Origin of the sequence: Arthrobacter sp. LAPM80 (genome assembly GCF_046736435.1) — a bacterium.
Taxonomy (GTDB): domain Bacteria; phylum Actinomycetota; class Actinomycetes; order Actinomycetales; family Micrococcaceae; genus Specibacter.
In genome coordinates this window covers 165,863-191,209 of record NZ_JBCHVD010000001.1, presented here as the reverse complement: position 1 = coordinate 191,209, position 25,347 = coordinate 165,863, and the positions used below count along the sequence as shown (strand labels likewise).

The following is a 25,347-nucleotide window of genomic DNA, read 5'->3' as shown; positions in this document are numbered from 1 at the left end:
CCGGATTGCTGGTGCGGCCGCCCCGTCTGCCCGGACACTGCTCGCCTCCCACGCCGAAGACTGGCACAACCCGCCAAAACGACGAATCGTCTCGGGTGTTTGGCGGGTTGGACCCGTTAGCGTGAAACTGACGCCGCAACCCGGGCCCCGTCGCGCGCCAAGAGACGGCAGGCATGGCGTCCGGGCGGTGCAGTCGCCGCTGCAGACGGTTGCTGCTTCAGCTCAGCTACGTGGTTTATGCGCGTGGAGTGGTCCGTTATCCACAGATATCCACGATTGGCAGAAATCGCCTTGAGCTGGCCCGGGCCCACAGGCAGACTCGAGCCATGGAATCCAGAGTCTTGGAACAACGATTGGCTAGGGCATGGCCTGCCTGGACGGCCGTTGCGATCTCGTCCCAACTGGCAGATGCCGGCTTTGGCGAACGCGCACTCGCGACAGCCGTGCAGTGTGGTCTTGTGGTGCGGCTGCGCAGGGGCGCCTACGTGCGGACAGCGACATGGCAGCAGCTCAAGCCATGGGACCGGGAAAAGATTCGGCTGCAGGCACATTTGGCAACGGCACCGGGGGACCCCGTCTACTCCTATTTCAGCGCGGCACGGCTGCACAGCTTGTTCGTCTGGAACTGTGGCCCCCTGGTCCATGTGACGGTTCCGTCGGCCAGTTCAGGAAATGGCGGGCCCAAGGATGTGGCGGCCCACCACGAACAACTCGCTGGCAACGAGACCACGTCGCTTACCCTGCACGACGGACATGTCGTCACAGTTACCACATTGGAGCGTACGGTGTTCGACTGCGCCCGGACGGGCGGATACGCGCAGGCTGTCATAGTTGGCGATCATGCCCTCCGGTGTGGTGCCCGCTTGGAGGTCATCTGGGCGATGGTCAATGCCGCCCCCGGCCGCCGTGGTGTACGCAGGGCCAGGCGGGTACTGCGATCCTTAGATGGGCGGTCTGAATCACCCGGGGAAAGTCGAACCCGCCTGATCATTGCCGAGATGGACATCGACCAACCTGTCCCGCAATGGGAACTTCATGCGGGCAACAGACTCTACCGGCCAGACTTTGTGTGGGAGAAGCAGAAGATGATCGTTGAATTTGATGGCGACATCAAGTACTTCAATTACCAACGAACGGCCGACGTCATCCTGGAGGAGCGAAAACGTGAAAGGCGGCTCCAGGAACTGGGTTGGCGGTTCGTGCGCCTTGAATGGGCGGATCTCGCCAACCCGCGAGAAGTGAAACGGCGAATTCTGGCCGCCTACCGCGCCCCGTCCTGGCCCGCAGCAGCCTAGAACCCCGCAGCAGCCTCCCTCGCTGCCGAGAACTGGCCCAAGCCGCGTGAAATCCCGGCCGCCTCCGCCAAGACGCACCCAACCCGCCAAAACGACGAATCCTAAAGGGTTTTTGGCGGTTTGGGACCGTTTTCGGCGAAACAGGCGGCTACTGCTTCTCGGCGTTGCGGTTGTCGGCACGCCAACGGATGCCGGCGTCAATGAAGTCATCGATCTCACCGTCGAGCACCGCGGCGGCATTGCCCACTTCGTGTTCGGTGCGCAGATCCTTGACCATTTGGTACGGGTTCAGCACGTAGGAACGCATCTGGTCGCCCCACGAGGCCTTGACGTCGCCCGCCATGGCCTTCTTCGTGGCGTCTTCCTCAGCCTTCTTCAGAAGCAGCAGGCGGGACTGGAGCACGCGCATGGCGGCTGCACGGTTTTGGATCTGCGACTTCTCGTTCTGCATGGACACCACGGTGCCCGTGGGGAGGTGGGTCAGGCGTACGGCGGAGTCGGTCGTGTTCACCGACTGGCCTCCGGGCCCCGATGAACGGAACACGTCGACGCGGATGTCGTTGTCGGGGATTTCGATGCTGTCGGTCGACTCGATGAGCGGGATGACCTCGACGGCGGCAAAGGAGGTCTGGCGGCGGCCCTGGTTGTCGAAGGGGCTGATGCGGACCAGTCGGTGTGTGCCGGCTTCAACGCTCAGGGTGCCGAAGGCGTAGGGGGCCTTGACCTCGAAGGTGGCCGACTTCAGCCCGGCCTCTTCGGCATAGCTAGTGTCAAGAACTGCCGTGGGGTAGCCGTGGCGCTCGGCCCAGCGCAAGTACATGCGCAGCAACATCTGGGCGAAGTCAGCGGCATCCACGCCGCCGGCGCCGGAGCGGATGGTGATGACGGCCTCGCGCTCGTCGTATTCACCGGCCAGCAGCGTCACGATTTCCAGGTCCTCGAGCGACTTCTGCAACCCCGCGAGGTCCTTGGCCGCCTCGGCGAGGGAATCGGCGTCGCCCTCGTCCTGGGCCAGCTCCACGAGGACCTCAAGGTCATCGATGCGGGCTTCAAGGCTGCGCAGCTTCTCAAGTTTCGACTGTGCGTGGCTGAGCTTTGAGGTGACCTTCTGCGCGGCGGCGGGGTCGTCCCACAGATTGGGAGAGCCCGCCTGGTCGGACAAATCCTCAATGTCCTCAATGAGTTTCTCCACCTCCGAGACTTGCTCAATGGAGGTGTAGGTTGCGCGCAGCGCGCGGATCTCTGCGGGAAAGTCGATCTCAGCCATGATCATCAAGCCTACGGCATGCGCGGGCGTTGGTGGGGCATCCGATTCACAACACCAGGTGGGCCCGGGCCGTTGCGGTCACGGTGATGGTGATGCCCGCCGGCACCAGAAAGTTGATGAACATCGGATGCACGACGGCGGTCAGCCCCACCTGCGCAGTCCTCCCGTCCTGGGCCCCCGTGTCCGCGTCAAGGACAATGCTGTCCAGCCCCTCAGACGACTCCATGCCCGCAAGGAAGTTTTGGGTTGCGGCAAGGACACCGTGGTTCGTGAGCAGGGTTCCCGGATCACCGTCGGCGCTGCCTCCGCTAAGTTCGAAGGTGTCAGCGGCTGCGAGCGCAGCACTGTCGGCGATAGAGAGCAGCTTTTTGTGGCCGAGATACAGGCTTCCGGCTGCCGCAACGACGGTGACGAGCAACAGTGCCAGCAGGACATAGCCGATCAGCAGCACCATGACGTGGCCACCCTCCTTGGTTCCGGGCCCGCCGCTGGTTCCGGGCCCGCCGCTGCCCTGCCCCGGTTTCGGAGCGCCCCGCCGCATCCGCGTGGTTTCTGTCATTTGAACCGTCCGACCTTTTGGGTGGCGGTGGATTCGACTGTCGCCGCCGTGGCGTGAATGCCGGGCACGGCGCCAACCATCGGCAATTCCACCCGCAGCCGCACGTGGGCCCTGACAGTGCTGCCGGCAGTGAGGCAGCCGCCGTCGCAGCTGATGGTCAGTTCGGCGTTCGATGCGTCAAAGCCCATGTCCTCGATGGCCAGCTGCACGGCCTGCTCGGCCGCAAGCTGGGAAGCGGGCAGGTCGTTGTGCAGGACGAACACCTTGGCGGCCTGGTCGGCGGCACCTACCACCGCATAGGCACCGCCCTGGACCTGTCCAACGGTCAGGATCAGATACGCGACCGGAATCATCAGCAGCACGGCAAGGAAGATGAACTCCACGATGGCACTGCCGGCCTCGCCGCCCGGCACTGGCCCGCAGTTGCGGTCAGGGCTGTCCTGCAGTTGCTCCCCCGGTTTCTGTGGCACCTCATTTGGCGATGACAGCATGGCCCGTCATCTCCAGGGACCGGGCCGGACCGAACAAGCCCAGCACTGGCAGGGGTGCCGTGATCGAAACACGAAGCACGTTCAGCCCATTCCGTGTCTCCACGGTGACCGAGACGTCCTGGACGTAGTTTGGACCGAGCGCCGTGCCCACGAGCATGGTTGCCCGCTCCCGGGCGTCGGCAGCGGTCCTGTCCCCCAGCGCCCCGTACCTGGCGGCGGATGATGCGGCATCCGCCACAGTGTTGCGGACGTGCAGGGCGAGGGCCAACTGGATCAGGGCCACAAAGATCACTGTGACAAGCGCTCCGACCAGGACGAAGTCCACGACTGCGGCACCCGCCTCCCTGAGGCGGCGGCTGCCCCGATCCCTTCCAACCGGGGTTCCCGCTATGGCTGGACTTGTTCCATGGCCTGGTTGAACAGCTTTTCCAGGGCGGGCCCTGCGATGGCGAGCAGGCCGGCGACCAGCACGGCACTCATCAAGGTGATCAGAACCCAGCCCGGTACGTCCCCACGGTTCCTGTCTGTTGCCGGACGCAGCATCAGTGCCGGAAACCGTCTGCCGGTTGCTGTCCCCAGGCTCCTGAGCCACTGGCTGCCGGCAATCTGCAGTGCCACTGCCATCCCCGCTAGTTTGTGCATGACGTGCATGGTGATTTCCCTCCGTGTGGTGATGCGCGAACTCCTGTGGTGGTTCATTTCGTTTGTTCCCGGCTGTGTCCACTTAGAACCCCAGCTGCAGCAGGGCAAGGCCTGGGAACACGGCGAAGACGACTGTGAGTGGAAGGACGCCGAAAATCAGCGGGACCATCATCGCTATTTCCTTGCGTCCGGCGGATTCCATGAGCTCGCGCTTGGCGACGTCCCGTACATCCTGGGCCTGGGCGCGGAGCACCTCGGCAAGCGGCGTTCCCCTGTTCACGGCAACACTGATGCCGTCGACAAAGCGTGAGAGCGCGGCGACGTTCACGCGCGCCGAAAATTCATTCAGGGCCTCAATCAGGGGCATTCCCGTGCGGGTCTGAGCCAGGACAGCACCAAACTCCGCTGAGAGCACCCCGTTTGATGACCGGGCGACCCGCTCGAGTGCGCTTGAAGCGCTCTCCCCCGCGCCGACAGCCAATGCCATGAGTTCTGCCAGTGCAGGGAACTCGGCCAGCATGCGCGCCTGGCGTTTCTTGATGCGGGCCCCGAGCAAGGAGTCGTACATGAGGTAGCCGCACAGCATGGGGCCGAGGGTCAGTGCCATGGCGCCCATGATGTTGATGCTGCCGCGCCACAGGAGCAGGAGGGAGAACAACGCCCCGACCATGAGCCCCGCACCGGCACACAGAAACTGGATGGCCTTGAACTCAAGGGCGGTTTCCGTTCGCCCTGCCTGTTCCAGCCGGGCACCGAGTCCGTGGACGCTGATGTTGAAGCGGTCCAGGCGGTGGACGGCGTCGGAGAGGACAAGCCGGAAGATCCGTTCCAACGGACCGAACAAGGGGGAAGTTTCCTCGGCGGCCAGAAGCCTTGATCTGCTGGCCACCGATCGAAGTTGGGGTTCCACGCGCTGGGCAAAGCTGGGCTTGCGCATGACCGGGAGCCTGACGAAGGTCAGCCACAGGCCCGCGCCAAGGAGCACCCCGACACAGACGACGGCGGCCAGCCCGGCATTCATTGCAGTACCCGTTGTTCGTCCGGCAGTGCACCGATGCGCAGCATGACCCGGTAACACGCAACCGATATCAGCAGTCCGCCACCCAGAACAGCCCCGCCTGCAGGCGAGTTGTAGGCCCCGATGGCCTCGGGCCTTGTGGACATGAGCATCAGGACGATCCACGGGGCCGCCACTGCCAGCCGTGCGGCGTTCACCGTCCAGGACTGCCGTGCCTCAAGTTCGCTGCGGGTGCGGGCGTGGTCGCGCAGGAATTCCGAGAGCGTGCCCAGCAGCTTGCCCAGATCGGATCCACCAACGTCACGTGTCAGGCGCAGGGCCTCAATGATCCTGTCGGCCACGGGGTCCGCCAACGTGGCCTTGAGCGTCTGAAGAGCCCCTTCAAAGTGGCCTGTTGCCCTATAGTCGGCGCCGAACGCCTTAAAGTCCTCCCGCAGCTGGACGGGCCCTTTGCTGCCAAGCTGGACCAACGCCTCGGGCAGAGACAGGCCCGCCCTGATTGCCGAGCGCAAGTGGTCCACGACGTCGGGCCAGAGTTCGCGCATCACGGCCCTCCGGCGTCGTGCCCGCATGTTCAAAAGCGCAAAGGGGACATACCCGCTGAACAGGCCAAAGCAGAGGGCTATGGCCGGGGCCCGGGTGAGGGCCAGGGCGAACAGTGCGACGAACAGGGCCAGCCCCACGGCGCTGAGGACAAGGGATGCGGGGGTTATCTGGGGGACGCCCGCCTGCTGGAGGAGCTTCTCCAGCCTGCTGCGCCGAACGTCAGGGGGCCTTCGGGCGGGAGTGCTCCAGCACGCATTCCAGATCAGGAACAGTCCCATGCCAGCCAGAAGCCCCACCACCGCGGACATCAGGGGTCCCCCATGAGAGCTGCGACGTTGTAGCCGGCGGCGGCAAACTTTTCGGGGGCCGGCATGGCGGTTTCGGAGGCTTCCAGCCGTCCCTCGACTGTGCTGAAGACAAGTCCGGACTCGATGATGCCGTTTTCGACCCGGCGCCCCAGGGCAAGGATTTCACCCACGCTGCGCCGCCCGTTCGGTGCCCTGACGCAGTGCACCACCAGGTCGATGCAGGCCGCCACCGTCGGCACGACGAAGGCAGCGGTGATGTTCTCCCCGGCCAGAAGCGGGAGTGTACAAATCTTGACGACGGCATCATGGGCCGAATTTGCGTGGACTGACGCCATCCCGGGAAGCCCGCTGTTGAGAGCTATCAACATGTCAAGGCTTTCGGCTTCGCGGACCTCTCCGACGATGAGCCGGTCAGGACGCATGCGCAGTGCTTCCTTGACGAGGCGCCGCAACGGAATTTCCCCGGCACCCTCGAGGTTGGGTTGGCGGCATTGCAGCCCAACCACATCACGCAGGGGAAGCTTCAGCTCGAAAATCTCTTCAACGGTGACGACACGCTCGCGTGAGCCGATGCCGGCGGCCAGGCAGTTGAGCATGGTGGTCTTGCCCGCCTGGGTGGCCCCCGAAACCAGAATGTTCAGGCCGCTGCTGACGGCAGCCCCGAGGAACCTGGCGGCCTGCGGGGTCAGCGAGCCCAGCTCCACCAGGTGGTCGAGGCGGCTGGCACGGGCGGTGAATTTGCGGATGTTCACGGCCCAGTGGTTCCGGGTGATGTCAGGGATGACAACGTGCAGGCGGCTGCCGTCGGGCAAGGCGGCATCGACAAAGGGCGACGAGAGATCCAGGCGGCGCCCGGAGCTTTTCAGCATGCGCTCCACCAGGTCCCGCACCTGTTCCTCGGTGAAGACAACCCCCGTCAGCTCCGACTCGCCGGTCCGGGCCACAAACACCTGGTCCGGGGCATTGAGCCAGATTTCCTCAATGTCGGGGTCATCAAGGAAGGGCTGCAGTGCACCGAAACCGGCGACGGCGTTGAACACCTGCGCCTTGACGTCATCACCGTGGGCCAGCGACGGCACCGCCCCGATGAGGGAGCGCTCGCCATAGTCGTTGACGGCGGCGGCAACCAGCTCGCGCACTTCCGGACCCTGCCGCAGTGGATCAAGACCCTTGCGGCGGATGAGTTCGCGTACCTCATCCTCAACTATTGCCAGCGCATCCACTCAAACCACGTCCGCCCCTTTGCGGTGTGTCCAAACCCTGTGTTCAGGAGCCTAGACCTGGTGCGTGGTGGCGCGCCAGTACGAGTCTAGGTTCTGTGGATAACTCCTTGAATACAGATTGCTCCCGCTGGCGCAGTGGAAGGCCCAGCCACGAGGCCGGGCCTTCCACTTTCAGATCGGCCAGTCACAGTAGCCGGGCCGCCGCACCGAGGCCGTCAAGTGTCGACTAGCTTCCCAGTCGGAGCGTCTGCCAGCCTCCCGAACCAATTTGCTTCCGTGCGCCGATGCCACCATTGACTACGGGGTAGTGGAACAAGTTCCCTGCCTTGTCGCGGGCCAGGATGCCTCCAGCATTATTGCCAAGATGGTTCTCGATACCAGATATATGACTCATGCTGTCCCAGCTGGTGCCGATCCTAGTGCGGGGCCCGAGCGAGACCGCACCATTGCCAATACCGGGGTAGAGATAAAAATCCCCTGCAGCGTCGCGAGCCGCAATGTCGATCAGCCCGTCGCCGTTTACATCTACGGATACAAAGGTCATGGGGCCCCAGGAAGTACCAATTCTCGTTCTGGCACCCAATCCACTGCCCGTGACAGCAGGATAGTAGAACAGCTCCCCGGTGAGGCTATCTTTGGCCACTACACCAGGGAATTTAGTGCTGCTGCTCCACTTCGTGACGGCGATTTCGTAGGGTCCCCACGATGTACCAATAGTCACCGGTGCGCTCAAGGTCCCGTCTGATTGTCCGTAGCTAACGGTGAGACGTCCGTCAGCCCATACTGCAACAATGTCCTGGTTGCCGTCGGCGTTGAAGTCCACCACATCAAACTGTTGTGCGCCTGCCCATCCTCCGGAGATGTACCTCCGCTGCCAGAGGTCACCGCCACGAGCAGAATCATAGACAAACAGACTTCCGGCGGGGTCCACGGCGGCCACATCGCCGTTTTTAGCTACAGGCACCGGCGCCGGTTGCGGCTGGCCGGGGCGCGCTCCTGGGTATCCGGCCAAGTTGGCGACAACAACCTTCATCCCATACCAACCGGCCTTGGTCGTTGTGACCTGCCCCATCCCTACGGTTGTTGCCCGCTTGTCAAGCAAGGCCGCACGGTGGGCGGGGGAATTCATCCACCAATCAATGATCTGCGCGGGCGTGGTGTTGATGCCAATGATCTCCGAGTACATATCTGCGCCCGAAGGGAGGATTGAAAGTCCAGCATCGGTCCTGTGGAGCTTGTTCATGTCCACTGTGTCATTGTTGATCCGAGTGTTAAGGATGGCCGCCCACTGCTGGGATCCCGTGGCAATCGTTGCGCTCAATGCCAGGGGACCGGCGCCGTTAGAGGCTCGAACTTTATTTGCCAAGTCCAGGACCTGGGCCAAGTAGGGATCGCTCACGGCAACCGCAAACGGGACAGCGAGCTGCCCATTAGAGGCAGCGGGATCCGGAATGGCTTCACCGGTAGCTGGGGGGCCCAGCACGGGCGGCACTGGAGCTACCTCCGCCGTCTCCGACGCGAGGGGATCCGCTGGATTTGAGGTTGCCGGAGGAACAGGAAAGTCGGCAATTGGCGCAGTTTCTGTCGGAATTGCCTTGGCTGGCGGCGTCGCAGGAGCGGCGGTAGCCGGGGTCGGCGTCGCAGGAGCGGCGGTAGCCGGGGTCGGCGTCGCAGGAGCGGCGGTAGCCGGGGTCGGCGTCGCAGGAGCGGCGGTAGCCGCAACTGGAGTCAGCAGTATCCCGCTGAGAGAGAGTGCCACAAGGCACCCTAGAAGCTTTCGCATGGAGAGTGCCTCACTTTAATGAAAAACTTGGACAGAGCCAAGAGAGCTACCTCATAATAGCCGCATCCGGCAGAGACAGACGGATCGAGAGTGCGGCCCAACTACCAACCACGGACGGTACGGTTGCCGCGCAGGGTGGTAGTTGGCTATCCCGTCGCGGCTTGGGAGTAGATTTCCTCGTACTGAGACACGAACGCCTCTTGACCGCAGTGATTCACACAAATGGCCCTGATCGCTACGGGGTCGTAGGAGTGAAAGTTCTCCATGATCGCTAGCATGGCCGCGCCGAGTTCCTCGCGGTCATCAATACTGACAAGTAATCCGTTGGCCTCGAAAATGGCGTTCTTTCCCGCCCAGGTCTTCGTTGACACAAGAGGAAGTCCACAGGCCATTGCCTCCCACAGCACGGTACCAAAGGCTTCTGCATGGCTGGGGAGGACGAATACATGAGCCGAACTGAATTCGGATACTATCTCGCTCCTGGCAACCGCGCCCATGAAATCGACTTTCGACGCGATGCCAAGTTCGACTGCCAGTGCTTGCAGTACTGCCCTTTGGACGGATTCCCCTGCGATCCTCAGCCTGACGCCATCAAGATCCCGGAATTTATCCGCGAACGCTTGAATCAGCAGGTCAACCCTTTTGCCAGGGTCAAGGTGAGAAACATGACCAAAAATGAAAGGACCAGAAGGTGCCTGCCGGGTGCCAATATTTTCGAACTGGGGGCTCAACAACCCGGGAACGTACTGCCATTTGTCCTGACCAAGGTCGTAGCTGGCGTTTAGTTCGGGGACAAACCCTCGGGCAACTGCGACCAATGACGACGCCGCGAGTGCAGCCCTGCGCCCGTGCACGCCGTTCCATTTTTCCCGCATGCGCCCCAACGATGTGGGGCGGTGCTCGGTGACGATAAAGGGAATACTGAATTCGGCCGAGAGCGCGTGTGCCACTAGCCCGGCCGGGAACATGGCGTGGGCGTGCAGGACGTCGGGCTTGCCATTGTCTTTGATGTAGCGGGTCAGCAACTGCCGCGATGCACGCAACAGGACCCCGGTATTCGCGCCGGGAACTTTTGGATAGGGCAGAACACGATCAAGTCTGTACGTCTGGATCCCTGACTCGACGGAGAGCCGAACACCAGGAACACGAGTCCGGACTTGTCCCACCTCGTAAATCGGAATGCCTTTGACTGCAATGACACCTACCGTGTGACCAGAGGAAACCAACGCTGCAGCCTGTTCAATGAAGAAACTACCTGAAAAGTCAGTCGGCGTTGCCGGATACCAGGAAGGTACAAAAAGTACGTGCATCAAGACACCATATCCCGCTTGTACGCTCTGAATCATCCTCCTGGTGAAACCACCTCGTTTTTGCCGCACCGGCCGGCCGGATTCGGGGTGAGAGAATAGGAGCATGTCTTTTGCTGCCCCCATCCTGTCCCGTAGCCAGTGGAGAACATACACAGTCTCCGAATCAACCACCCTATGGATACTGGGCGGCTCATCCTGTGACGCGCAGTTGCTAGCCCTGATGAACGACGGCGGTTCGCTCACCGACGGGCTGCGCTTGGTTTCAGGACATTTCGCGGCAGTGGTTATGAGCCCCGATCAGATGATTCTTATCGAGGATGCAATTCGTAGCTTCCCCCTGTTTTACTCTGTAGCGGAGGGCCAGGCAATGGTTTCGGACGACATTGTCAGCTTGGCATCGACAGGACAGCATTATGTGGCTGACTATGATTCCCGAATCGAGTTTCGCCATGGCGCTTACGTGGCGGGCTCACATACCCTCTATGCAGGGGTGCATCAGGTTCAGGCGGGCGAGGTGGTTACCATCGGTGCCACAGGCAACGTGGACCAGAAGTTCTTCCGCCAATTCCAATACTCGACTCTGATGATTGAGTCGACGGAGGCAGTGGATGAACACTTCAGCACTGCGCTTGAGGCAACTATGTCCAGGTTTCTGGCCCAGGCGAATGGGCGCCAACTTGTTGTCCCTCTCAGCGGCGGTCTGGATTCAAGACTTCTGAGTACTTACCTCAAAGATGTCGGGTACGAGAACGTTGTCAACTTCACCTACGGCGTTGGCAGGACCCGTGAAGTCCTGATCAGCGAGAGCGTCGCTGCGGCTTTGGGCCAGAAGTGGATTTTCTGCCCTCACGAAGAATCGACGATTCGAGCGACCTGGGCGACCGAAGAAGCTGCGGAGTTCATGAAGTTCGCACATGCAGGCGCTTCACTCCCCCACGTTCAAGACTGGTATGCGATTCGCTGGTTGAAGGCCGAGGGACTGATAGACGACGACGCCATTTTCCTGCCAGGACACACGATCGTGGGCAACATGCACGACGAAGACATTCTCGACGCCGAGACAACCTCACGCGCCGAAATCACCGACCTTATTTTCAAGCATCACTACATGCTTCAGCCGGAGAATAGTCCCGTTGTCGAAAACAGCCGGTTGCAAGGGACAATTGAGAAATTCCTGGACCAAATCTCTTACGATGGCTCGGTTGTGTCCCGGCTGACGGCGCTGGAGTACTGGAATATTAGGGAACGCCAGACGAAGTACATCAACAATTCTGTGCGAAATTACGAGTTCTTCGGCCACGACTGGGCGTTGCCAATGTTGGATCGTGAAGTCTACCTCGCTTGGGGCGACCTCCACCCGAATATCACGAGGAACCGGGATTGGTATGAAGGCTACGTAAATCGCCGCTACGCCGCTGCCACAGGTCAAGAGTTAAAGACGTTTGCTCCCACGGACATCTCCAAAGGCAAGAGGGACGCGGTCAAGACAGTTTTGCGCACCGTGGGGCTTTTGGGCTTTGTGGAGCGGATCATCACTGCCAAAGCTGTTCAGAACCATCCAATGGGGTTCAACTGGTTCGTCTCCGGAATGAACCAGGCCGAACTCTTCAAGTTCACCCGCAACGGCGGAAACCTCTTGGGCGCCTATGCTGACGAATTCTTGACAGATACCTGGAATGAGCACTGCAAGATTTTCACACCCCCCGAGTCGTAAGATCTGGCTAGCTTGGAGAAGCATCACTTTTCGCCGTTCCTTGGCCTCAAGTGATGCTTCTCCGCCGTGTTGCTAACGCAAGATGCCTTGATTGATGCCAGGCAGGAATGCGTCCGCCTTCATCCCTGTCCCTGAGTAAAACCAGAGACTGCCGTTGTTGTTGATCCCCACCAGGTCTGCCTTTGCATTCCTGTCAACATCACCAACTCCGAGCAGAGTACCGTAAGCGTCCCAACCGGAACCACCGATCTTCATTGGCTTCTTAAGGTCGGATAGGGAGTTGAGGGTGCCTGTTCCTGCTCGGAACCACAATGCACCCTGTGGGTCAACGGACAAGAGATCGTTCTTGCCATCGCCGTCGAGGTCTCCAGCACCCACAATTTTTGAGGCGGCTATCCAGTCACTTGTACCCAAGTTCTTCCCTGCCGCAAAACCGCTATTTGTGCTTGAAACACGGCCTAGGCCGGCATAGAACCACAACGATCCGTCGCTTCTCTTGGCCAAGAGATCAGCCTTGCCATCGGAATTCATATCTCCTACGGCCATTACTTCGGTAAATGAGTTCCAGTAGGTACCGATTTTAATGCCTGGTGCATAGCCGCTGTTGTTGGCGGATACGTTTCCGCTCCCTGCATAGAACCAGAGCGTGCCATCGGGGCGAATTGCCAGAAGGTCCGCGAACGAATCTCCGTTGACATCTCCTGCACCAATGACTGTGTCATAGGCATCCCAGCTATTGCCGACACGGATTCTGGCCTTGTACCCTCCGGAACCGTTCCCCGGGTATTGCCATAGTGTGCCGTTGTGCTCGATGGCAAGAAGGTCGGGCACGCCGTCGGAATCCGTATCACCGGCTGCAAGAACTTGTTTGAATTGTTCCCACCCCGAACCTCCAATGTTTCGGGCGGGACTGTACCCGTTGTCCCGCATGCCCGTTCCTGGGTAGAAATATTGAGTTCCATCTCCTCGGATTCCGAGGATATCCGGTTTGTCGTCACCGTTCAGGTCCCCTGTGCCAAGTACATCTTGAAACTGTTCCCATCCCGAGGAACCAATCTTTCGCGCAGGAGAATATGTGTTGCCCGAAGGAGTACTGTTCCCTGTTCCAGCGTAAAACCACAGCGAACCATCAGGCCGTGTTGCCAGAATGTCCGGGATATCGTCTGAGTTAAGATCGCCTGTCCCAAGGATGGTGCTAAAGGTGTCCCAGCTTGATGTGCCAATCCTGATGGGTGCGGCAAATCCGTTGCTTGCAGAAGACACTGCCCCCAGTCCGGAGAACTGCCAAAGCGTGCCGTCAGGCTTCGTTGCAATGAGATCGTTCTTGCCATCGGAGTTGTTGTCCTTGGCTGCAATGATCTTGGAGTACTGATTCCAGGTTGCTGGTCCAACGGATTTCCCAGCAGCGAAGCCGCTACTTCCTTCCCCAATTACTCCTGTCCCTGCATAGAACCACATTGATCCATCGGGCCTGACGGCAAGTAAATCGCTTTTGCCATCACCGTTGATGTCTCCTGGACCTATGAGCTGTGAATATACGTTCCAGCCACTGCCAATCTTGATCCCTGCCGCGAAAGTCCCTGTTCCCATTCCTGCCTGGAACCACAGCCCGCCATCGCCGCGAAGGGAAACAAGGTCGTTTCTCCCATCTCCATTCAGGTCCCCTACCGAAGTAGTCTTAACGCTGTCGCCCATCGTTGCGTAGGCCCTCAGCTGGTCCAATGAGCCCTTCCAAACATTGGAATCCCCAGCGAGCGGACCGTCGTCGGTAAATTGCCACATGCGGTAATCAGACCATCCTGCAGGCAACGGTTCTGGGCCCCACGTGTTGTAGGCGGCAACATGCAGACCATTCTCAGAGAATGAGGAGTTGTAGCCTGTGCACCGATTCCACCAGTCAACTGTGCTGTAGATCATCGGCAGTCTGCCAGTTCTCGCCAAAATGCGGTCCGAGAAGTCCCGGATCCAGGCCACCATTTGAGCGGGATCCATGTTGTAGCAACTGTTGCCGAGAGACGAGTAGGGGTTGTATTCCACGTCCAACAAAGGCGGGAGTGTCCAGCCATCGGCTGACCAACCGCCTCCGTTATTGACAAAGAAGTCAGCCTGGGCGGCGCCCGGGGAAACGCTCGGCAGTGCGAAATGGTACGCGCCTCGAATTAGTCCGACATTTCTAGCGCCTGTGTACTGGCTACTGAAGTAGCTACTTGTCATGGTGATGCCTTCGCTAGCTTTCACATACGCGAACTTGGCACCCTTTCCCGCCTCTGAAGCCCAATTTATGTTGGGTTGGTGCCCACTAACGTCCATGCCGAGCACGCCAAAATTGGGTACCCAGGAACTCGCTGCATAGGGCGAGAGGACCCCGCCCCTGGCTTTGCTCTTGGCCTGTTTCGCTTCCATCCCCATGAAGGCGCCGTTCGCGCCCTGCTGCTGAGCCAAGGTTTCTTTCGGCGCGGTGAGCGCCTCGGCCGAAGCGCTCGGCTCTGCAGGCCTGCTCTCGGGCCGGGAATTGCTGGCAGTTGGAACGGGCTCCGCTTCCACTGGGCTCGGCGAATCAGTGGGCTCGGCGGGTGGCTCAGGGACAATCGTCGGTGTTGCGAACGGCTCCTGCGGCAAGGCATCAGCGGAGGGCGATGCACTTGCCGCTGGCTCCTGGTCAGCCGTTGCGGAGGCCAAACCAACACCCAGGAGACCTGTTGCCAAAAGCGCGGCAACAGTGAATGCCGAAAGTAGGCGTACTGGAATCCGTTGTTGGCTTGTATTGCTGCTGCGGCGTTGGGCGTTATTTTCCAAGGGTTTCTCCAAGATACATGTCAAACCTTTCTCGGCTCCCCCGAATTTTTTGAACTCGGCGCGGCTGAGAGTCAAGATGGAGTTCAACCTTACTATTCTTAGGCCCGGCCTTGAGCTGCGGCCCTGTCGCTGCCGCAGCAGCTTGGAAATTCCGCCGTGATCGTGCACTGAAAGATGCCTGAATCTCGGCGCCACGCACCGAGCAGCCGATTCCACCGCGAGATTGCCAACCGACTAAGCTTAGTTCATGCGAATTCTTAGCGTTGTTGGTGCGCGTCCTCAGTTTGTAAAGCTTGCTCCCATTGCCAAGGCCATGGAGGGCTCTGCAGAACATTTGATTGTGCACACCGGGCAGCACTATGACGAAATCATGAGCGACGTTTTCTTCAGGGATCTGGGCATCCCGGCCCCTGATTTCAACCTAGGCGTTGGTTCGGGCAAGCATGGCGCCCAGACGGGCGCCATGCTTGCGGGGCTGGAAGAGATCATGGAATCTACCGCACCTGATTGCGTCTTGGTCTATGGGGACACGAACTCAACCTTGGCAGCTGCCATTGCCGCCACCAAGTTGCATCTTCCTGTGGCACATCTGGAGGCTGGTTTACGCTCGTTCAACCGCCGCATGCCTGAGGAGCACAATCGCGTGCTGACCGATCACAGCGCTGACCTGTTGCTCGCTCCGACTGAGGTGGCAATGCAGCATCTCGCCTCAGAAGGACTTGGCGCGCGTTCTGTCCTCGTGGGCGATGTGATGACAGATGTTCTCTTCAAGGTTCGCGATTCACTGATGCAAGTCCCGCAGCTCATGCCCGCTGGCATGACAAAGGGTGAGTACTATGTCTGCACAATCCATCGACCTGACAACACGGACTCCGCAGAACGGTTGCGGGCAATCGTTGCTGAACTTGCCGGGCTCAACAAGCCAGTGTTGTTGCTCGCCCATCCGCGTTTGCGTAGCCTTGCCGAAACTCACGGCATAGACCTGAGCCAAGGGGCCATCACCCTCAGTGACCCCCTGGCTTATCCTGACCTCATCAACACTGTAATGAACTCGGCCGGGGTCGTCACCGATTCCGGCGGACTGCAGAAGGAAGCATTCCTCCTTCGCGTGCCATGCACCACGATTCGTCCAGAAACCGAATGGGTTGAAACCGTAGAGCTTGGTTGGAATGCCCTTGTGAGCGAGGATCTTTCAGTGCTTTCCAAGACTGTGCAGCGAGACGCTCCGCAATCAACCGACGCTTCCCCCTACGGAGACGGCAAAGCAGCCAACCGTACTGTTGCGGCCCTGCTGAGTAACTTTGGTGCATGATAATGATCTCCAGCCAGGCCGCTGCGTGCTTTGGCGCCCTCTAAACATGGGACACTGAAAGAGTGAGTCGAACTTGGGTTGTCATTCCGATGTACAACGAAGCAACAGTTGTAGGCGACGTGATCAAAAGGCTCCTGCCGAACTTCCCTCACGTGGTTTGCATTGACGACGGCAGCAGCGACGGTTCCCAGAGAGTCGCAAGAGCAGCCGGCGCTGTCGTAGTTCAGCACCCCGTAAATCTCGGCCAGGGCGCTGCGCTGCAGACTGGCATTGAGTACGCATTGCTCGATCCCTCGACAACCGAAATCGTAACCTTCGACGCCGACGGTCAGCATCGGGTCGAAGATGCCGTGGCCATGGTGGCCCGCATCCGATCAGGCGAAACCCAGGTCGTCTTGGGGTCACGCTTCTTGGACGGGCGAACTCAAGTCTCCAAGACGAAGCGCTTGGTTCTTAGAGTCGCAGCAGTACAGTCCCGCTGGGCAACCGGAATGGCGCTCACTGACGCACATAACGGGCTCCGAGCATTCGATGCAGCGACGGCAGCCAAAATTGATCTCAAACAAAACCGCATGGCACATGCCTCTGAGCTGATTCACCAACTGGCTGAGATCAAGCCGCGCTGGGCTGAGCATCCGGTCGAAATTATCTATACCGACTACTCAAAATCAAAGGGACAGTCGCTGCTCAATTCCGTCAACATCGTTGCAGATCTTTTCTTTAGGTAGAGCCATGCAGATCATAGTTCAGATCGTCCTCGTCCTCGCCGTTTCCACGGTCTCGCTCGCGCTCATGCGAGGCGGATCGAATGCACGCTACCTCGCAATTCGGCGCATCATGTTGGTCCTGTTTGCCATGGCTGCGGCGCTGTCAGTGTTCTTTCCAACGATTCTCACCCAACTGGCCCAACTACTCGGTATTGGGCGCGGAACCGACCTTGTGCTCTACGCCCTCGTAGTTTCAGTCCTGGTGTTCATGGCGACCACCTACCAGCGCTTCCGCCACTTGGAAACGACGCTGACAAAATTGTCCAGGCGAATTGCCATTGACGAGGCCGAATACCCGTGGAGCGGCAAGGAAAAAGACTAGGCCCCAACGGCCACGTCATCCATCGAGCACAGCTGGCTGCGCTGCATTCAATCGCCTCGTGACGCCGGAGCCGAGTTGCGGATCAAGCCCGCTCTACCGCCGTACCCAGACCTGAAAATTGCCTTGGGTTGCTTCCAAAACGAAGTTTTTAGTTAGTTCGTCAATGGCGGCTGGAGACATTCCATAGTATTCCTGCGGGTTCCCCACAACTGCGGCGTCGGAAACTCTGAGCTGCTCAATCTGCAGCTCCCCTGAAGAAATTGGCGAGAACGCTGCGGATTCAAGTCCTTCCACCATCCGTGTGCCGTAGACATCGACCACCGATCCGCAGCCATGGTCTACGGAACGAGACAGTGAATCACTGATGATCCCTAGATAGGCGTACGGCGTAAACACGCAGGAGAAGGGTGCCGTCTCAGCTGCAAGCTCTGCTTCGTTGACGTTGGGCAGGGGCTTCGGTTCTAATATAAATCCCCTGATCCCTACAGGCACCAGGCAAACCGCCACCAATGCAAGGACCACCCCCCTAACAATCGGTACCCGCCCTAATGCCAGTTTTTGGACAAAGAAGCCAAGGGTTGCACCCAAACAAAGTGCCAGATATGCCGCCGAAAAATTGGGGTAGTGGTCAAAGAAGCTCATGGCGATAAGGAGCGTTGCCACCGTTGCGCTGGCCAGAACTGCCCACCAAAATTCGTCTGCCCATTTGACAGGCCTAAAACTATATCGCAATCCGATAGCTGCAGCCGCCAGGACGACCACAACACCCCCTATGGCGACCGCAAACAACATTGTTTGCGGCAGCGGGACGCCCACGAAATCGTTGAGCCGGTAGACAAGATCCTTCACTGCCCCGTCGGTGCGAACCAACTGGGCAACAATGACGTTGTTGAACATTGCCACTGGCGCTGCGATGAAGAACGGTCCCATGACCACACAGCACACAAGCGTGCCCACAAGAAGGAACCGTGCAAGTATTCTTGGGCCGTAACGCAAACCGACCATAGCCACCACTACGGCAATTGGCACAATAGCCCACAGCTTGAAGCACATGGCTAGAGCCAGGAACACCGCGGCGAGGCCAATCTTTCCCTTAGATGGTTCCGTACCGTTCCTGCTGGACGACAGCATCGCCGCAAGCGTGCACACCGTTAGCAGCGGTGAGAGCATAATGGATCGCTCAGCGATGGTTGCCACAGGAGAGACGCTGTAGAGGAATGCCCCAGCGAGAACTGCGACATAGCCCCAGCGCCTCAAGAGCACGCCTATCAATACCGCGTTGAGGGCCCCGATCATGGCAAAAAAAACCCTGGCCGCGCCGATACCTGCAGTATCTGAAAAAAGCTGCCCAATAAAGGCAAACGGCACCATCAGCAGTGCTATCCCAGGAGGGTGAACCAGGACGAAATCCCTGTACGGCAGAAGGCCCGCCAAGAGATTCACCCCGGAGGCATAGTGAACACCATCGTCGTACCCGCGAAACCCGCCGAGGGTTCCCGACGTCAAGAGCGGAATTAGCCTGAAGAGGAAAGCAACTATGCCCACTGCCGCAAGCACGATTGTCATGCTCTTTACTGACCTCGGGTTCTTGTGAAGCTTTCGGGTATTCCTTCTTGATTTTGGCTCAAGACTTGAATCGCTCATGAATATCTACTTGCCCGACGAGAGTTCTTTGGCGACTTGCTGGGCACGGGCCAGCCACGTATTGGCATGCCGGATTTCTAGGGCCTGGTTTTTCACCTGTGAAACTTTTTGCGGCTGCTCGGCTAAATCATCAAGTAGCTCAGTGAGCGCCTTCTCCTTGAAAGGAACAACCCAGCCGTTTCCGTTCTTCTCCACGAACTCAGCCACATTTGTTCCGCTATTGACAATGACAGGCTTGCCGAATCCGATGTACTCAGCGAATTTGATGGGGGCGGCAAAGGACCGGTAGATGCTTGGCTCAATAAATAGCATGCAAATGTTGGCCTTGGCATAGTAAGGGATCAACTCACGACCATGCTTGTGTACGATTTGAATTCGCTCATTCAAAAGAGGCTGATAGTCGGCGGCTACCTGCTGCCATTCTTCTTCCCTTGTACAAATGGTTAGAAGGGCGTTCCTAGAGGCAGCTACAGCTTTGACGCAGTCTTGCATGTTGTAGTAGCCGCCCAGCCCGCCAACATAAAAGAGGTTGACCTGATCGGACTCCGTGGCCGGGACATCCGCGATCTCACCGCCAGGTGGCAATGCCGCATGACGAGACGCGGGAAAGTGAGGAACAAACTTTCCCATGCCCAGCGATGGCAGATAAAGCCGATCAACGGCGGTTTTGTACCGCAGCAGGTCAAGGTTGTATAGCGCCCTCGTTACCGTGTGAACCAGAACGTTTAGCCGCTCTTTGTACTCCGGGAAACGCCAATAGATGTCCCGGTAGAACAGGCCAACCTTGATCCCGTGCCTCCGGCAATAGCGCATAAATGAGATGTCCATTAGCGGATGGTGCGGCAAATGATCTTTGTCAGTCAACGCCGTCGGCATTGTGTGACTCTCCGAATAAACAAAATCAAAGCTCTCGCCGCCTGCAATGCGGGCCTTGAGCTTCTTGATCAAGACACGGCGTTGCTTGGACTCGCCCGAAACTAGCTCAACGTCATAACCGCTGTCCTTGAACGCCTGGAGCATGCGCATGGGACGAACTCCGCTTCCGGTCTTGGCGTCCGGGTTGAGTGGATAGGGTACGTGGTAGATCATGCTGGCCATGGCTGCAAGGCTTTCTAGTTTGTGGTTGGGTGCTGTCTTGCGGGTTTCCTGCGTAGATGCCGCCGTGCGTAGGCGGCTGAGGATCAAACGCCCAGTATTGTTTGGTCCGGTTCTGGCTGTCGGTCGTATCGATACCCAACCCATAGCGCGAGCATTGTGAAGATGATCAAGATTCCGGCCATCGCGAACGCGACGATGGTCAAGTTCGCCACGATGTCACCGCTTAGGAAGTACAGCAGGGACAACGGAACTGCGGTGTAGAAAATGGCGTGAATCAGCATCAGATGCTGCGTTTCTGTGACAACGAATATTGTCGAAATCGGTGACGTAATCAGACTCATGAAAAGCCACGGAACCAGTGCCCTAGCAATGAGTCCGGCCTCGGCCCATTCTGCGCCAAGGACAACAGGGAATGCCCAGGGCGACAACCAGTAGATGAGTGCAAAGGGAACGACGCCCAGAATGGCAGAACGGAACACCGAAGACTTGGCAAAGGCAAACATTGTTCCGCGTTCCATGACTGCAAGGCGTTGGAAGAAGACTTGCGCCAGGGCCCCATTGATCAGGCCAAGAGGTACTTCCAGGAGTTTCCATGCCATGAAGAACTGACCCAGCAGCGGGCCGGAATAGACGATTGCAATAATGATGTTGATGCCGTTGGTCCGCACTGCGTCGACAAGCGCGTTTGGGCCGTTGAGCAACGGCATCCTACGGTAGCGGCCAAAGAGCCCGCGTATAGTCTTGTGGGATTCATCGAGTCCCTGACGCACGTCCCGGCCTTTATGCCGGAGAGTGAGAAGTGCTGCGGTCTGCCCGATGAGCGTGCCAAGAATGAGACCGGCAACACCACCAATCTTGCCCAGGGCCAGCAACAGCTGGGCAATTGCAGTTCCGCCACTCTGCAAGACACGGTTAATGCCGATGGCCTTGTAGTCGCTGCGACGATTGAGCCAATACGTTAACGCACTGATTTCTGCCAGCGTGAAGATGCTCAATCCAACGAGCCACAGCCACGGAGCCAATTCAGGCTTGCCCATGGCATCGGCTATCAGGGGTGCACCGATTCCGCACACGAGTGTTGCGGTGATACTCACCGCAAGGATGAGCCGGGAAACGCCCTTCTTGAGGACCTTCGCGTCTGCGTCGCTCTTGGGCAGCATGATGGCCATGTCATAACGCAGGGCTGCGATGACAGTCACCGTTGCAACGATCGAGGAATAGAGCGAAAACAACCCATAAGCCTCGGGCGAGTACAACCGTGACAGAACCGGTGTCAGCAACAGCATCAGGAGCTGAGCTGCGGCGGTTCCAGTGAGAAGTGTGACTATGTGCCGCAGAAACTCACTTCTTCGCCATCTGGCAATTCGACCAGCACCATCATTTGTCACGGACTAATCGGTTTCCCGTGGCTAGCTATGACCTCGGCGGCGGCAAGCTTTCCCGAAGCCTGCAGCGATGCGTTGTTGGCAACCCAGCTGCTCCGCTGTGCTCGGCTCTGGTCTGGATCGCGCAAGAGCTTGAGCATCGCCTCAGCCACGGCACTCGCAGTGTACTGCGTGGCGATGCCTAGTTCATTGTCATGAACCACTGCGGCACCATCGCCTTGACCGGCGAAAATGACGGGGGTTCCGCAGCCAGCCGCTGCGTAGATCTTCGTGGGCTTTGCAAAGTCATAGCCCTGCTCAGGTTTGATACTTACAAGAGCCCCTGTTGCACCCCTGATCCAAGCAGCAGCCTGTGCGGGTGGAACAACGCCACCAAAATGTACTTTGCCTGGCACCGTTGCTTCCGCTAGTTCTTTCAGATGCGGCTCATCTGTGCCTTGGCCAAAGAAGTGGATTTCAGTTTCAGGATACTCAGTCAGCACTTTCCCTAGCGCTTCAATGAATATTCCGGCGCCTTGCCATTCACTCATCGTCCCCGTGTAAATGAAGTAGGGGTTCTCAGCATGGGCTGTGGCCCCGCTGGGTCCAAAGACGGATGTATCGACACCGTTGCCAACAACATGAATCCGTTCATAGGGCACACCAAATTTGGCGACCTGTTCAGCCACCGGTTCAGACACGGCAACAACCGCCGTTGCCCGGCGCAGCACGAATCCTTCGACGGCACCTAAAACGTTTTTAACGATCGAGGAGACGTCCATGGCAGATAATGCTTCACTCCAGATGTCGGCCGCATAGTACACAAAAGGGCGGCGACACAGTGCAGATGAAAGCGCCACAACAACGCCAGTTGTTGGCGGCGGCTCGGAAACAACAACATCTGCCCGGGTAAGCAACAGCCTGAAAAACAATGGAATATCAAAGCTGAGGTACTGAACATAGCCGCGCACGTATCCGCTCGCATCACGAAGAACAGGCCAGCGGCTCACCTTGTAGACGGGCTTAAAGACAGGTGCCTCTGGTGGAAGCTTGGTTGTCAGCACCGTGACTTGCGCGCCTTGTTGAACGAGCCCATCGACAAGTGCCTTCAAACGGAATGCTGCGGCCCCCACTTCTGGCGCAAAAAGTCTCGTTGCAACAACGACCTGTATCGGTTTCTCCTTTGCCACTAGGCTGGCATCCTTACAACCTTGCCAAGTCTGGCCGATTCGAGCACGGCCTCAGCCACGATGAGTGTGTCCTGGCCTTCGGCCATGGTGACAACGTCATTGCCTTTCCCTAGGACTGCATCCCTGAACGCTTCGTGTTCAGTCCGCAAGGGCTCGGGTTTAGAGATTGCCAGTCGGGTGACATTGCCTTCGGAGACTCCCCTGAAGGCTCCGATGGAATCCCATTCAGTTGCGACGGTGCCGTTCTCGAAGAAAGTCAGGTCCGCAGTCACAGTGTCTGCCACGAATGCGCCCTTCTCACCCGTGACGACTGTCAGGCGTTCCTTCATGGGGGAAAGCCAGTTCACCAAGTGGTTAGTGATAACACCGTTGGCGAGCTTTCCTGTGGCCGAAACCATGTCCTCATGCGGTCGCCCGCTACGAGTTGTGGTCTGGGCGAAGACCGACTCGTAGCGGCTTTGAGCCAGCCACGCAGTGAGGTCGATGTCGTGCGTACCAAGGTCCTTGACCACGCCAACGTCGGCAATACGGGAGGGGAACGGCCCCTGCCTGCGTGTGGCGATTTGGTAGACCTCACCCAGTTCGCCGTCGGCAATGCGCTTTCGCAACGACTGGAGAGCTGGATTGAAGCGTTCTATGTGCCCAACCGCACCCACCAGGCCCTTGGCCGCGAATGCTTCAACGAGACGCTGGCCGGCAGGTGCGCTGGCTGCGATTGGCTTCTCCACGAGCGTGTGGATGCCAGCGTCGGCTAAGGCAAGTCCGACTTCTTCATGCATGCCTGTGGGTACGGCCGCAACGGCCATATCTATGCCCGCTGCAATTAGTTCTTCAACGGTGTGCAGAACGTTGAGTTCCCTAGCGACACCATGAGGATCCCCGTAGGCGTCTGCCACTGCCACCAAGTCCAGGCCGTCAACTTCACGGATGACGCGGGCGTGATGGCGTCCCATCATGCCCAGGCCGATAAGGCCAACGCGCAGATTCGCCATGTTTAGGCACCTGCCTTGACGATGGTGTTGACTGCGCTCACGATGCGCTCAAGATCGTTCTGCGTCAGCGACGGATGAACCGGCAACGAGAGGACTTCCTTGGCGGCAATTTCAGTGTTGGGCAAATCCTCGGTCCGGTTAAAGGACGGCAGGCGGTGGTTGGGGACGGGGTAGTAAACCCCTGAGCCAATGTTGAACTCCGAACGCAGGCGCGCATGCAGCTCGTCGCGGCCCTCAGCTACACGAATGGTGTACTGGTGATAGACATGCTCGGCTCCTGCGGCAACCTTGGGCGTTCCCACGCCTTCTAAGTTGGCGGTCAGGAAGGCTGCATTGTCTTGGCGCTGTTTGGTCCAGCCCATGACCTTTGTCAGCTGGACACGACCAATGGCTGCATGCAGGTCCGTCATGCGGTTGTTGAAGCCCACCAATTCATTTTGGTACTGGGTCTCCATGCCCTGGTTGCGCAGCAGACGCAGGTTTCGCTCAACCGTGGCGTCGCCAGTGGACACCATGCCACCCTCACCCGAGGTCATGTTTTTGGTGGGGTACAGGCTGAACATGGCGAACTTTCCAAAAGTTCCAACCTTCTTGCCATTGAAAGATGCACCATGGGCTTGAGCAGCATCCTCATAGAGGTCAATGCCGTGTTTGTCAGCAAGTACGGCGAATTCCTCGGCGGCAAAGGGGTGCCCATAAAGGTGTACGGGCATGATGCCCTTGGTCTTTTCAGTAATGAGCGATTCCACATGCGCAACGTCGAGATTGTAGTAGTCAAGCTCAATGTCGGCAAAGACGGGGGTAGCGCCAGTCAAGGCAACGGAGTTGCCGGTGGCGGCGAAAGTGAAGGACGGCACGATGATCTCGTCCCCGGGGCCAACCCCTGACGCCAACAGGCCCAGGTGCAGACCTGAGGTGCCCGAGTTAACGGCTACGCTTGCGCGCCCGTCAAGGAGGACCTGGGAGAATTCCGTCTCAAAGTCGGCCACCTGCTTACCCTGCGCCAACATGCCTGTGGCCATGACGGCGTCGACCGCTGCGCGCTCCTCGTCGCCGATGATGGGCTTAGCTGCGGGAATGAAGTCCTGGCTCATGCGTTGTCCTCTACCTCTTTCAAGGAGTCTGAATCTCCAACATACTTGGCACCGGTTTCCGGGCATACCCAGAAACCATCCACCTTTTTCAACGGGAACCCTGCTTTGCCCACCCATCCCAGACGCCGGGCGGGTACGCCCGCCATCAGGGCAAAGGGTGCAACATCTTTTGTCACCACGGAGCCGGCCGCAATGGTGGCCCAGCGTCCGATTGTCAGCGGGGCAATGCACACTGCGCGCGCTCCGACTGATGCGCCTTCTTCGATGGTCACACCAACCGGGGACCAGTCCGCGGCGCTCTTTAGTGAGCCGTCAGGGCTCACGGCACGCGGATAGGTGTCATTCGTCAGCACAACTGCCGGGCCAATGAAAACACCTTTGCCCAGTACGGCAGGCTCATAAACGAGAGCGTAGTTTTGGATCTTGGTGTTTTCACCGATTTGCACATCCGGACCAACATAAGCCCCACGGCCAACCACGCAATTAGCACCAAGCTTGGCGCCCTCGCGGACTTGAGCTAGATGCCAAATTTTGGTGCCCTCGCCAAGTGTCGCAGTCTCCGCGACATCGGCACTGGCTGCAATGCTACTCATGCTGTGTTTTCCTCTCGAT

At 58.9% G+C, this 25,347-nt stretch carries 23 protein-coding genes; 5 read left to right on the top strand and 18 right to left on the bottom strand.

All coding sequences use genetic code 11. The features are described 5' to 3' along the window. Nucleotides 1-326: 326 nt before the first annotated feature. On the top strand, nt 327-1,295 hold the full coding sequence (locus AAGW05_RS00810; protein ID WP_411802563.1) for a hypothetical protein: 969 nt from the start codon (nt 327-329) through the stop codon (nt 1,293-1,295). A 148-nt stretch (nt 1,296-1,443) separates the two neighbouring features. On the opposite strand, the gene prfB is transcribed toward AAGW05_RS00810, so the two are convergent. The 10 genes from prfB to AAGW05_RS00760 all read right to left on the bottom strand — a co-directional run bounded on the left by prfB (nt 1,444) and on the right by AAGW05_RS00760 (nt 10,442). Continuing rightward, entirely contained in the window at nt 1,444-2,562 is a 1,119-nt protein-coding gene (gene prfB / locus AAGW05_RS00805) for a peptide chain release factor 2 (RefSeq protein WP_411802562.1), read from the bottom strand. 46 nt (nt 2,563-2,608) lie between these two features. Continuing rightward, complete coding sequence (locus AAGW05_RS00800; protein ID WP_411802561.1) at nt 2,609-3,121, bottom strand: pilus assembly protein TadG-related protein; 513 nt, start codon at nt 3,119-3,121, stop codon at nt 2,609-2,611. Further along, the gene (locus tag AAGW05_RS00795; RefSeq protein WP_411802560.1) at nt 3,118-3,612 is read right to left on the bottom strand and encodes a hypothetical protein; all 495 of its coding nucleotides are present in this window, start codon (nt 3,610-3,612) and stop codon (nt 3,118-3,120) included. The genes AAGW05_RS00800 and AAGW05_RS00795 overlap by 4 nt, the downstream gene beginning before the upstream one ends. Further along, on the bottom strand, nt 3,593-3,937 hold the full coding sequence (locus tag AAGW05_RS00790) for a TadE family protein (protein WP_411802559.1): 345 nt from the start codon (nt 3,935-3,937) through the stop codon (nt 3,593-3,595). The genes AAGW05_RS00795 and AAGW05_RS00790 overlap by 20 nt, the downstream gene beginning before the upstream one ends. A gap of 62 nt (nt 3,938-3,999) precedes the next feature. Continuing rightward, nucleotides 4,000-4,236, bottom strand: coding sequence for a hypothetical protein (locus AAGW05_RS00785; RefSeq protein ID WP_411802841.1), 237 nt, complete (start codon nt 4,234-4,236; stop codon nt 4,000-4,002). A 100-nt stretch (nt 4,237-4,336) separates the two neighbouring features. Beyond that, nucleotides 4,337-5,275 (bottom strand): type II secretion system F family protein, encoded by a 939-nt coding sequence (locus AAGW05_RS00780; protein WP_411802558.1) that lies wholly within the window; start codon nt 5,273-5,275, stop codon nt 4,337-4,339. Beyond that, on the bottom strand, nt 5,272-6,126 hold the full coding sequence (locus tag AAGW05_RS00775; RefSeq protein WP_411802557.1) for a type II secretion system F family protein: 855 nt from the start codon (nt 6,124-6,126) through the stop codon (nt 5,272-5,274). Before AAGW05_RS00775 ends, AAGW05_RS00780 begins: the two co-directional genes overlap by 4 nt. Then, complete coding sequence (locus AAGW05_RS00770; protein ID WP_411802556.1) at nt 6,126-7,349, bottom strand: CpaF family protein; 1,224 nt, start codon at nt 7,347-7,349, stop codon at nt 6,126-6,128. Before AAGW05_RS00770 ends, AAGW05_RS00775 begins: the two co-directional genes overlap by 1 nt. A gap of 226 nt (nt 7,350-7,575) precedes the next feature. Then, the gene (locus AAGW05_RS00765; protein WP_411802555.1) at nt 7,576-8,832 is read right to left on the bottom strand and encodes a CAP domain-containing protein; all 1,257 of its coding nucleotides are present in this window, start codon (nt 8,830-8,832) and stop codon (nt 7,576-7,578) included. A gap of 446 nt (nt 8,833-9,278) precedes the next feature. Further along, nucleotides 9,279-10,442: a glycosyltransferase gene (locus tag AAGW05_RS00760; protein WP_411802554.1), complete on the bottom strand. Its 1,164-nt coding sequence runs from the start codon at nt 10,440-10,442 to the stop codon at nt 9,279-9,281. A gap of 103 nt (nt 10,443-10,545) precedes the next feature. On the opposite strand from AAGW05_RS00760, the gene AAGW05_RS00755 reads away from it, so the two are divergent. After that, complete coding sequence (locus tag AAGW05_RS00755; RefSeq protein ID WP_411802553.1) at nt 10,546-12,156, top strand: hypothetical protein; 1,611 nt, start codon at nt 10,546-10,548, stop codon at nt 12,154-12,156. A 72-nt stretch (nt 12,157-12,228) separates the two neighbouring features. Here the strand turns inward: AAGW05_RS00755 and AAGW05_RS00750 are convergent, their stop codons facing one another. Beyond that, entirely contained in the window at nt 12,229-15,039 is a 2,811-nt protein-coding gene (locus tag AAGW05_RS00750; RefSeq protein WP_411802552.1) for a GH25 family lysozyme, read from the bottom strand. Between the two features lie 160 nt (nt 15,040-15,199). Here AAGW05_RS00750 and wecB point away from each other — a divergent pair, with 160 nt between their 5' ends. The 3 genes from wecB (at nt 15,200) to AAGW05_RS00735 (ending at nt 17,353) form a co-directional block, all read left to right on the top strand. Continuing rightward, nucleotides 15,200-16,264: a non-hydrolyzing UDP-N-acetylglucosamine 2-epimerase gene (gene wecB, locus AAGW05_RS00745; RefSeq protein WP_411802551.1), complete on the top strand. Its 1,065-nt coding sequence runs from the start codon at nt 15,200-15,202 to the stop codon at nt 16,262-16,264. A gap of 89 nt (nt 16,265-16,353) precedes the next feature. Then, nucleotides 16,354-16,992, top strand: coding sequence for a glycosyltransferase family 2 protein (locus AAGW05_RS00740; RefSeq protein ID WP_411802550.1), 639 nt, complete (start codon nt 16,354-16,356; stop codon nt 16,990-16,992). Between the two features lie 4 nt (nt 16,993-16,996). Continuing rightward, entirely contained in the window at nt 16,997-17,353 is a 357-nt protein-coding gene (locus tag AAGW05_RS00735; protein WP_411802549.1) for a DUF2304 domain-containing protein, read from the top strand. A 93-nt stretch (nt 17,354-17,446) separates the two neighbouring features. Here the strand turns inward: AAGW05_RS00735 and AAGW05_RS00730 are convergent, their stop codons facing one another. The 7 genes from AAGW05_RS00730 to AAGW05_RS00700 are packed head-to-tail and all read right to left on the bottom strand — an operon-like array spanning nt 17,447 to nt 25,328. After that, nucleotides 17,447-18,997 carry an ArnT family glycosyltransferase gene (locus AAGW05_RS00730; protein WP_411802548.1) on the bottom strand — a complete coding sequence of 517 codons (1,551 nt, stop codon included), beginning with the start codon at nt 18,995-18,997 and terminating at the stop codon, nt 17,447-17,449. 6 nt (nt 18,998-19,003) lie between these two features. Then, complete coding sequence (locus AAGW05_RS00725) at nt 19,004-20,182, bottom strand: glycosyltransferase (RefSeq protein WP_411802547.1); 1,179 nt, start codon at nt 20,180-20,182, stop codon at nt 19,004-19,006. Next, on the bottom strand, nt 20,179-21,483 hold the full coding sequence (locus AAGW05_RS00720) for an oligosaccharide flippase family protein (protein ID WP_411802546.1): 1,305 nt from the start codon (nt 21,481-21,483) through the stop codon (nt 20,179-20,181). Before AAGW05_RS00720 ends, AAGW05_RS00725 begins: the two co-directional genes overlap by 4 nt. Next, nucleotides 21,480-22,649 (bottom strand): glycosyltransferase family 4 protein, encoded by a 1,170-nt coding sequence (locus AAGW05_RS00715; protein WP_411802545.1) that lies wholly within the window; start codon nt 22,647-22,649, stop codon nt 21,480-21,482. Before AAGW05_RS00715 ends, AAGW05_RS00720 begins: the two co-directional genes overlap by 4 nt. Continuing rightward, nucleotides 22,649-23,641 (bottom strand): Gfo/Idh/MocA family oxidoreductase, encoded by a 993-nt coding sequence (locus tag AAGW05_RS00710; protein WP_411802544.1) that lies wholly within the window; start codon nt 23,639-23,641, stop codon nt 22,649-22,651. The genes AAGW05_RS00715 and AAGW05_RS00710 overlap by 1 nt, the downstream gene beginning before the upstream one ends. Before the next feature lie 2 nt (nt 23,642-23,643). After that, a complete protein-coding gene (locus AAGW05_RS00705) occupies nt 23,644-24,735 on the bottom strand; it encodes a DegT/DnrJ/EryC1/StrS family aminotransferase (protein WP_411802543.1) in 1,092 nt (363 codons plus the stop codon). Further along, a complete protein-coding gene (locus tag AAGW05_RS00700; protein ID WP_411802542.1) occupies nt 24,732-25,328 on the bottom strand; it encodes an acyltransferase in 597 nt (198 codons plus the stop codon). Before AAGW05_RS00700 ends, AAGW05_RS00705 begins: the two co-directional genes overlap by 4 nt. Nucleotides 25,329-25,347: the final 19 nt, after the last annotated feature.

Excerpts from the sequence above, each read along its gene's own strand:
- AAGW05_RS00700 (WP_411802542.1), bottom strand. The coding sequence starts at position 25,328 with ATGAGTAGCATTGCAGCCAGTGCCGATGTCGCGGAGACTGCGACACTT.
- AAGW05_RS00795 (WP_411802560.1), bottom strand. The coding sequence starts at position 3,612 with ATGCTGTCATCGCCAAATGAGGTGCCACAGAAACCGGGGGAGCAACTG.
- AAGW05_RS00710 (WP_411802544.1), bottom strand. The coding sequence starts at position 23,641 with ATGGCGAATCTGCGCGTTGGCCTTATCGGCCTGGGCATGATGGGACGC.
- AAGW05_RS00740 (WP_411802550.1), top strand. The coding sequence starts at position 16,354 with ATGTACAACGAAGCAACAGTTGTAGGCGACGTGATCAAAAGGCTCCTG.
- AAGW05_RS00810 (WP_411802563.1), top strand. The coding sequence starts at position 327 with ATGGAATCCAGAGTCTTGGAACAACGATTGGCTAGGGCATGGCCTGCC.
- AAGW05_RS00800 (WP_411802561.1), bottom strand. The coding sequence starts at position 3,121 with ATGACAGAAACCACGCGGATGCGGCGGGGCGCTCCGAAACCGGGGCAG.
- AAGW05_RS00730 (WP_411802548.1), bottom strand. The coding sequence starts at position 18,997 with ATGAGCGATTCAAGTCTTGAGCCAAAATCAAGAAGGAATACCCGAAAG.
- AAGW05_RS00775 (WP_411802557.1), bottom strand. The coding sequence starts at position 6,126 with ATGTCCGCGGTGGTGGGGCTTCTGGCTGGCATGGGACTGTTCCTGATC.
- AAGW05_RS00780 (WP_411802558.1), bottom strand. The coding sequence starts at position 5,275 with ATGAATGCCGGGCTGGCCGCCGTCGTCTGTGTCGGGGTGCTCCTTGGC.
- AAGW05_RS00705 (WP_411802543.1), bottom strand. The coding sequence starts at position 24,735 with ATGAGCCAGGACTTCATTCCCGCAGCTAAGCCCATCATCGGCGACGAG.
- AAGW05_RS00785 (WP_411802841.1), bottom strand. The coding sequence starts at position 4,236 with ATGGCAGTGGCACTGCAGATTGCCGGCAGCCAGTGGCTCAGGAGCCTG.
- AAGW05_RS00760 (WP_411802554.1), bottom strand. The coding sequence starts at position 10,442 with ATGCACGTACTTTTTGTACCTTCCTGGTATCCGGCAACGCCGACTGAC.
- prfB (WP_411802562.1), bottom strand. The coding sequence starts at position 2,562 with ATGGCTGAGATCGACTTTCCCGCAGAGATCCGCGCGCTGCGCGCAACC.
- AAGW05_RS00755 (WP_411802553.1), top strand. The coding sequence starts at position 10,546 with ATGTCTTTTGCTGCCCCCATCCTGTCCCGTAGCCAGTGGAGAACATAC.
- wecB (WP_411802551.1), top strand. The coding sequence starts at position 15,200 with ATGCGAATTCTTAGCGTTGTTGGTGCGCGTCCTCAGTTTGTAAAGCTT.
- AAGW05_RS00735 (WP_411802549.1), top strand. The coding sequence starts at position 16,997 with ATGCAGATCATAGTTCAGATCGTCCTCGTCCTCGCCGTTTCCACGGTC.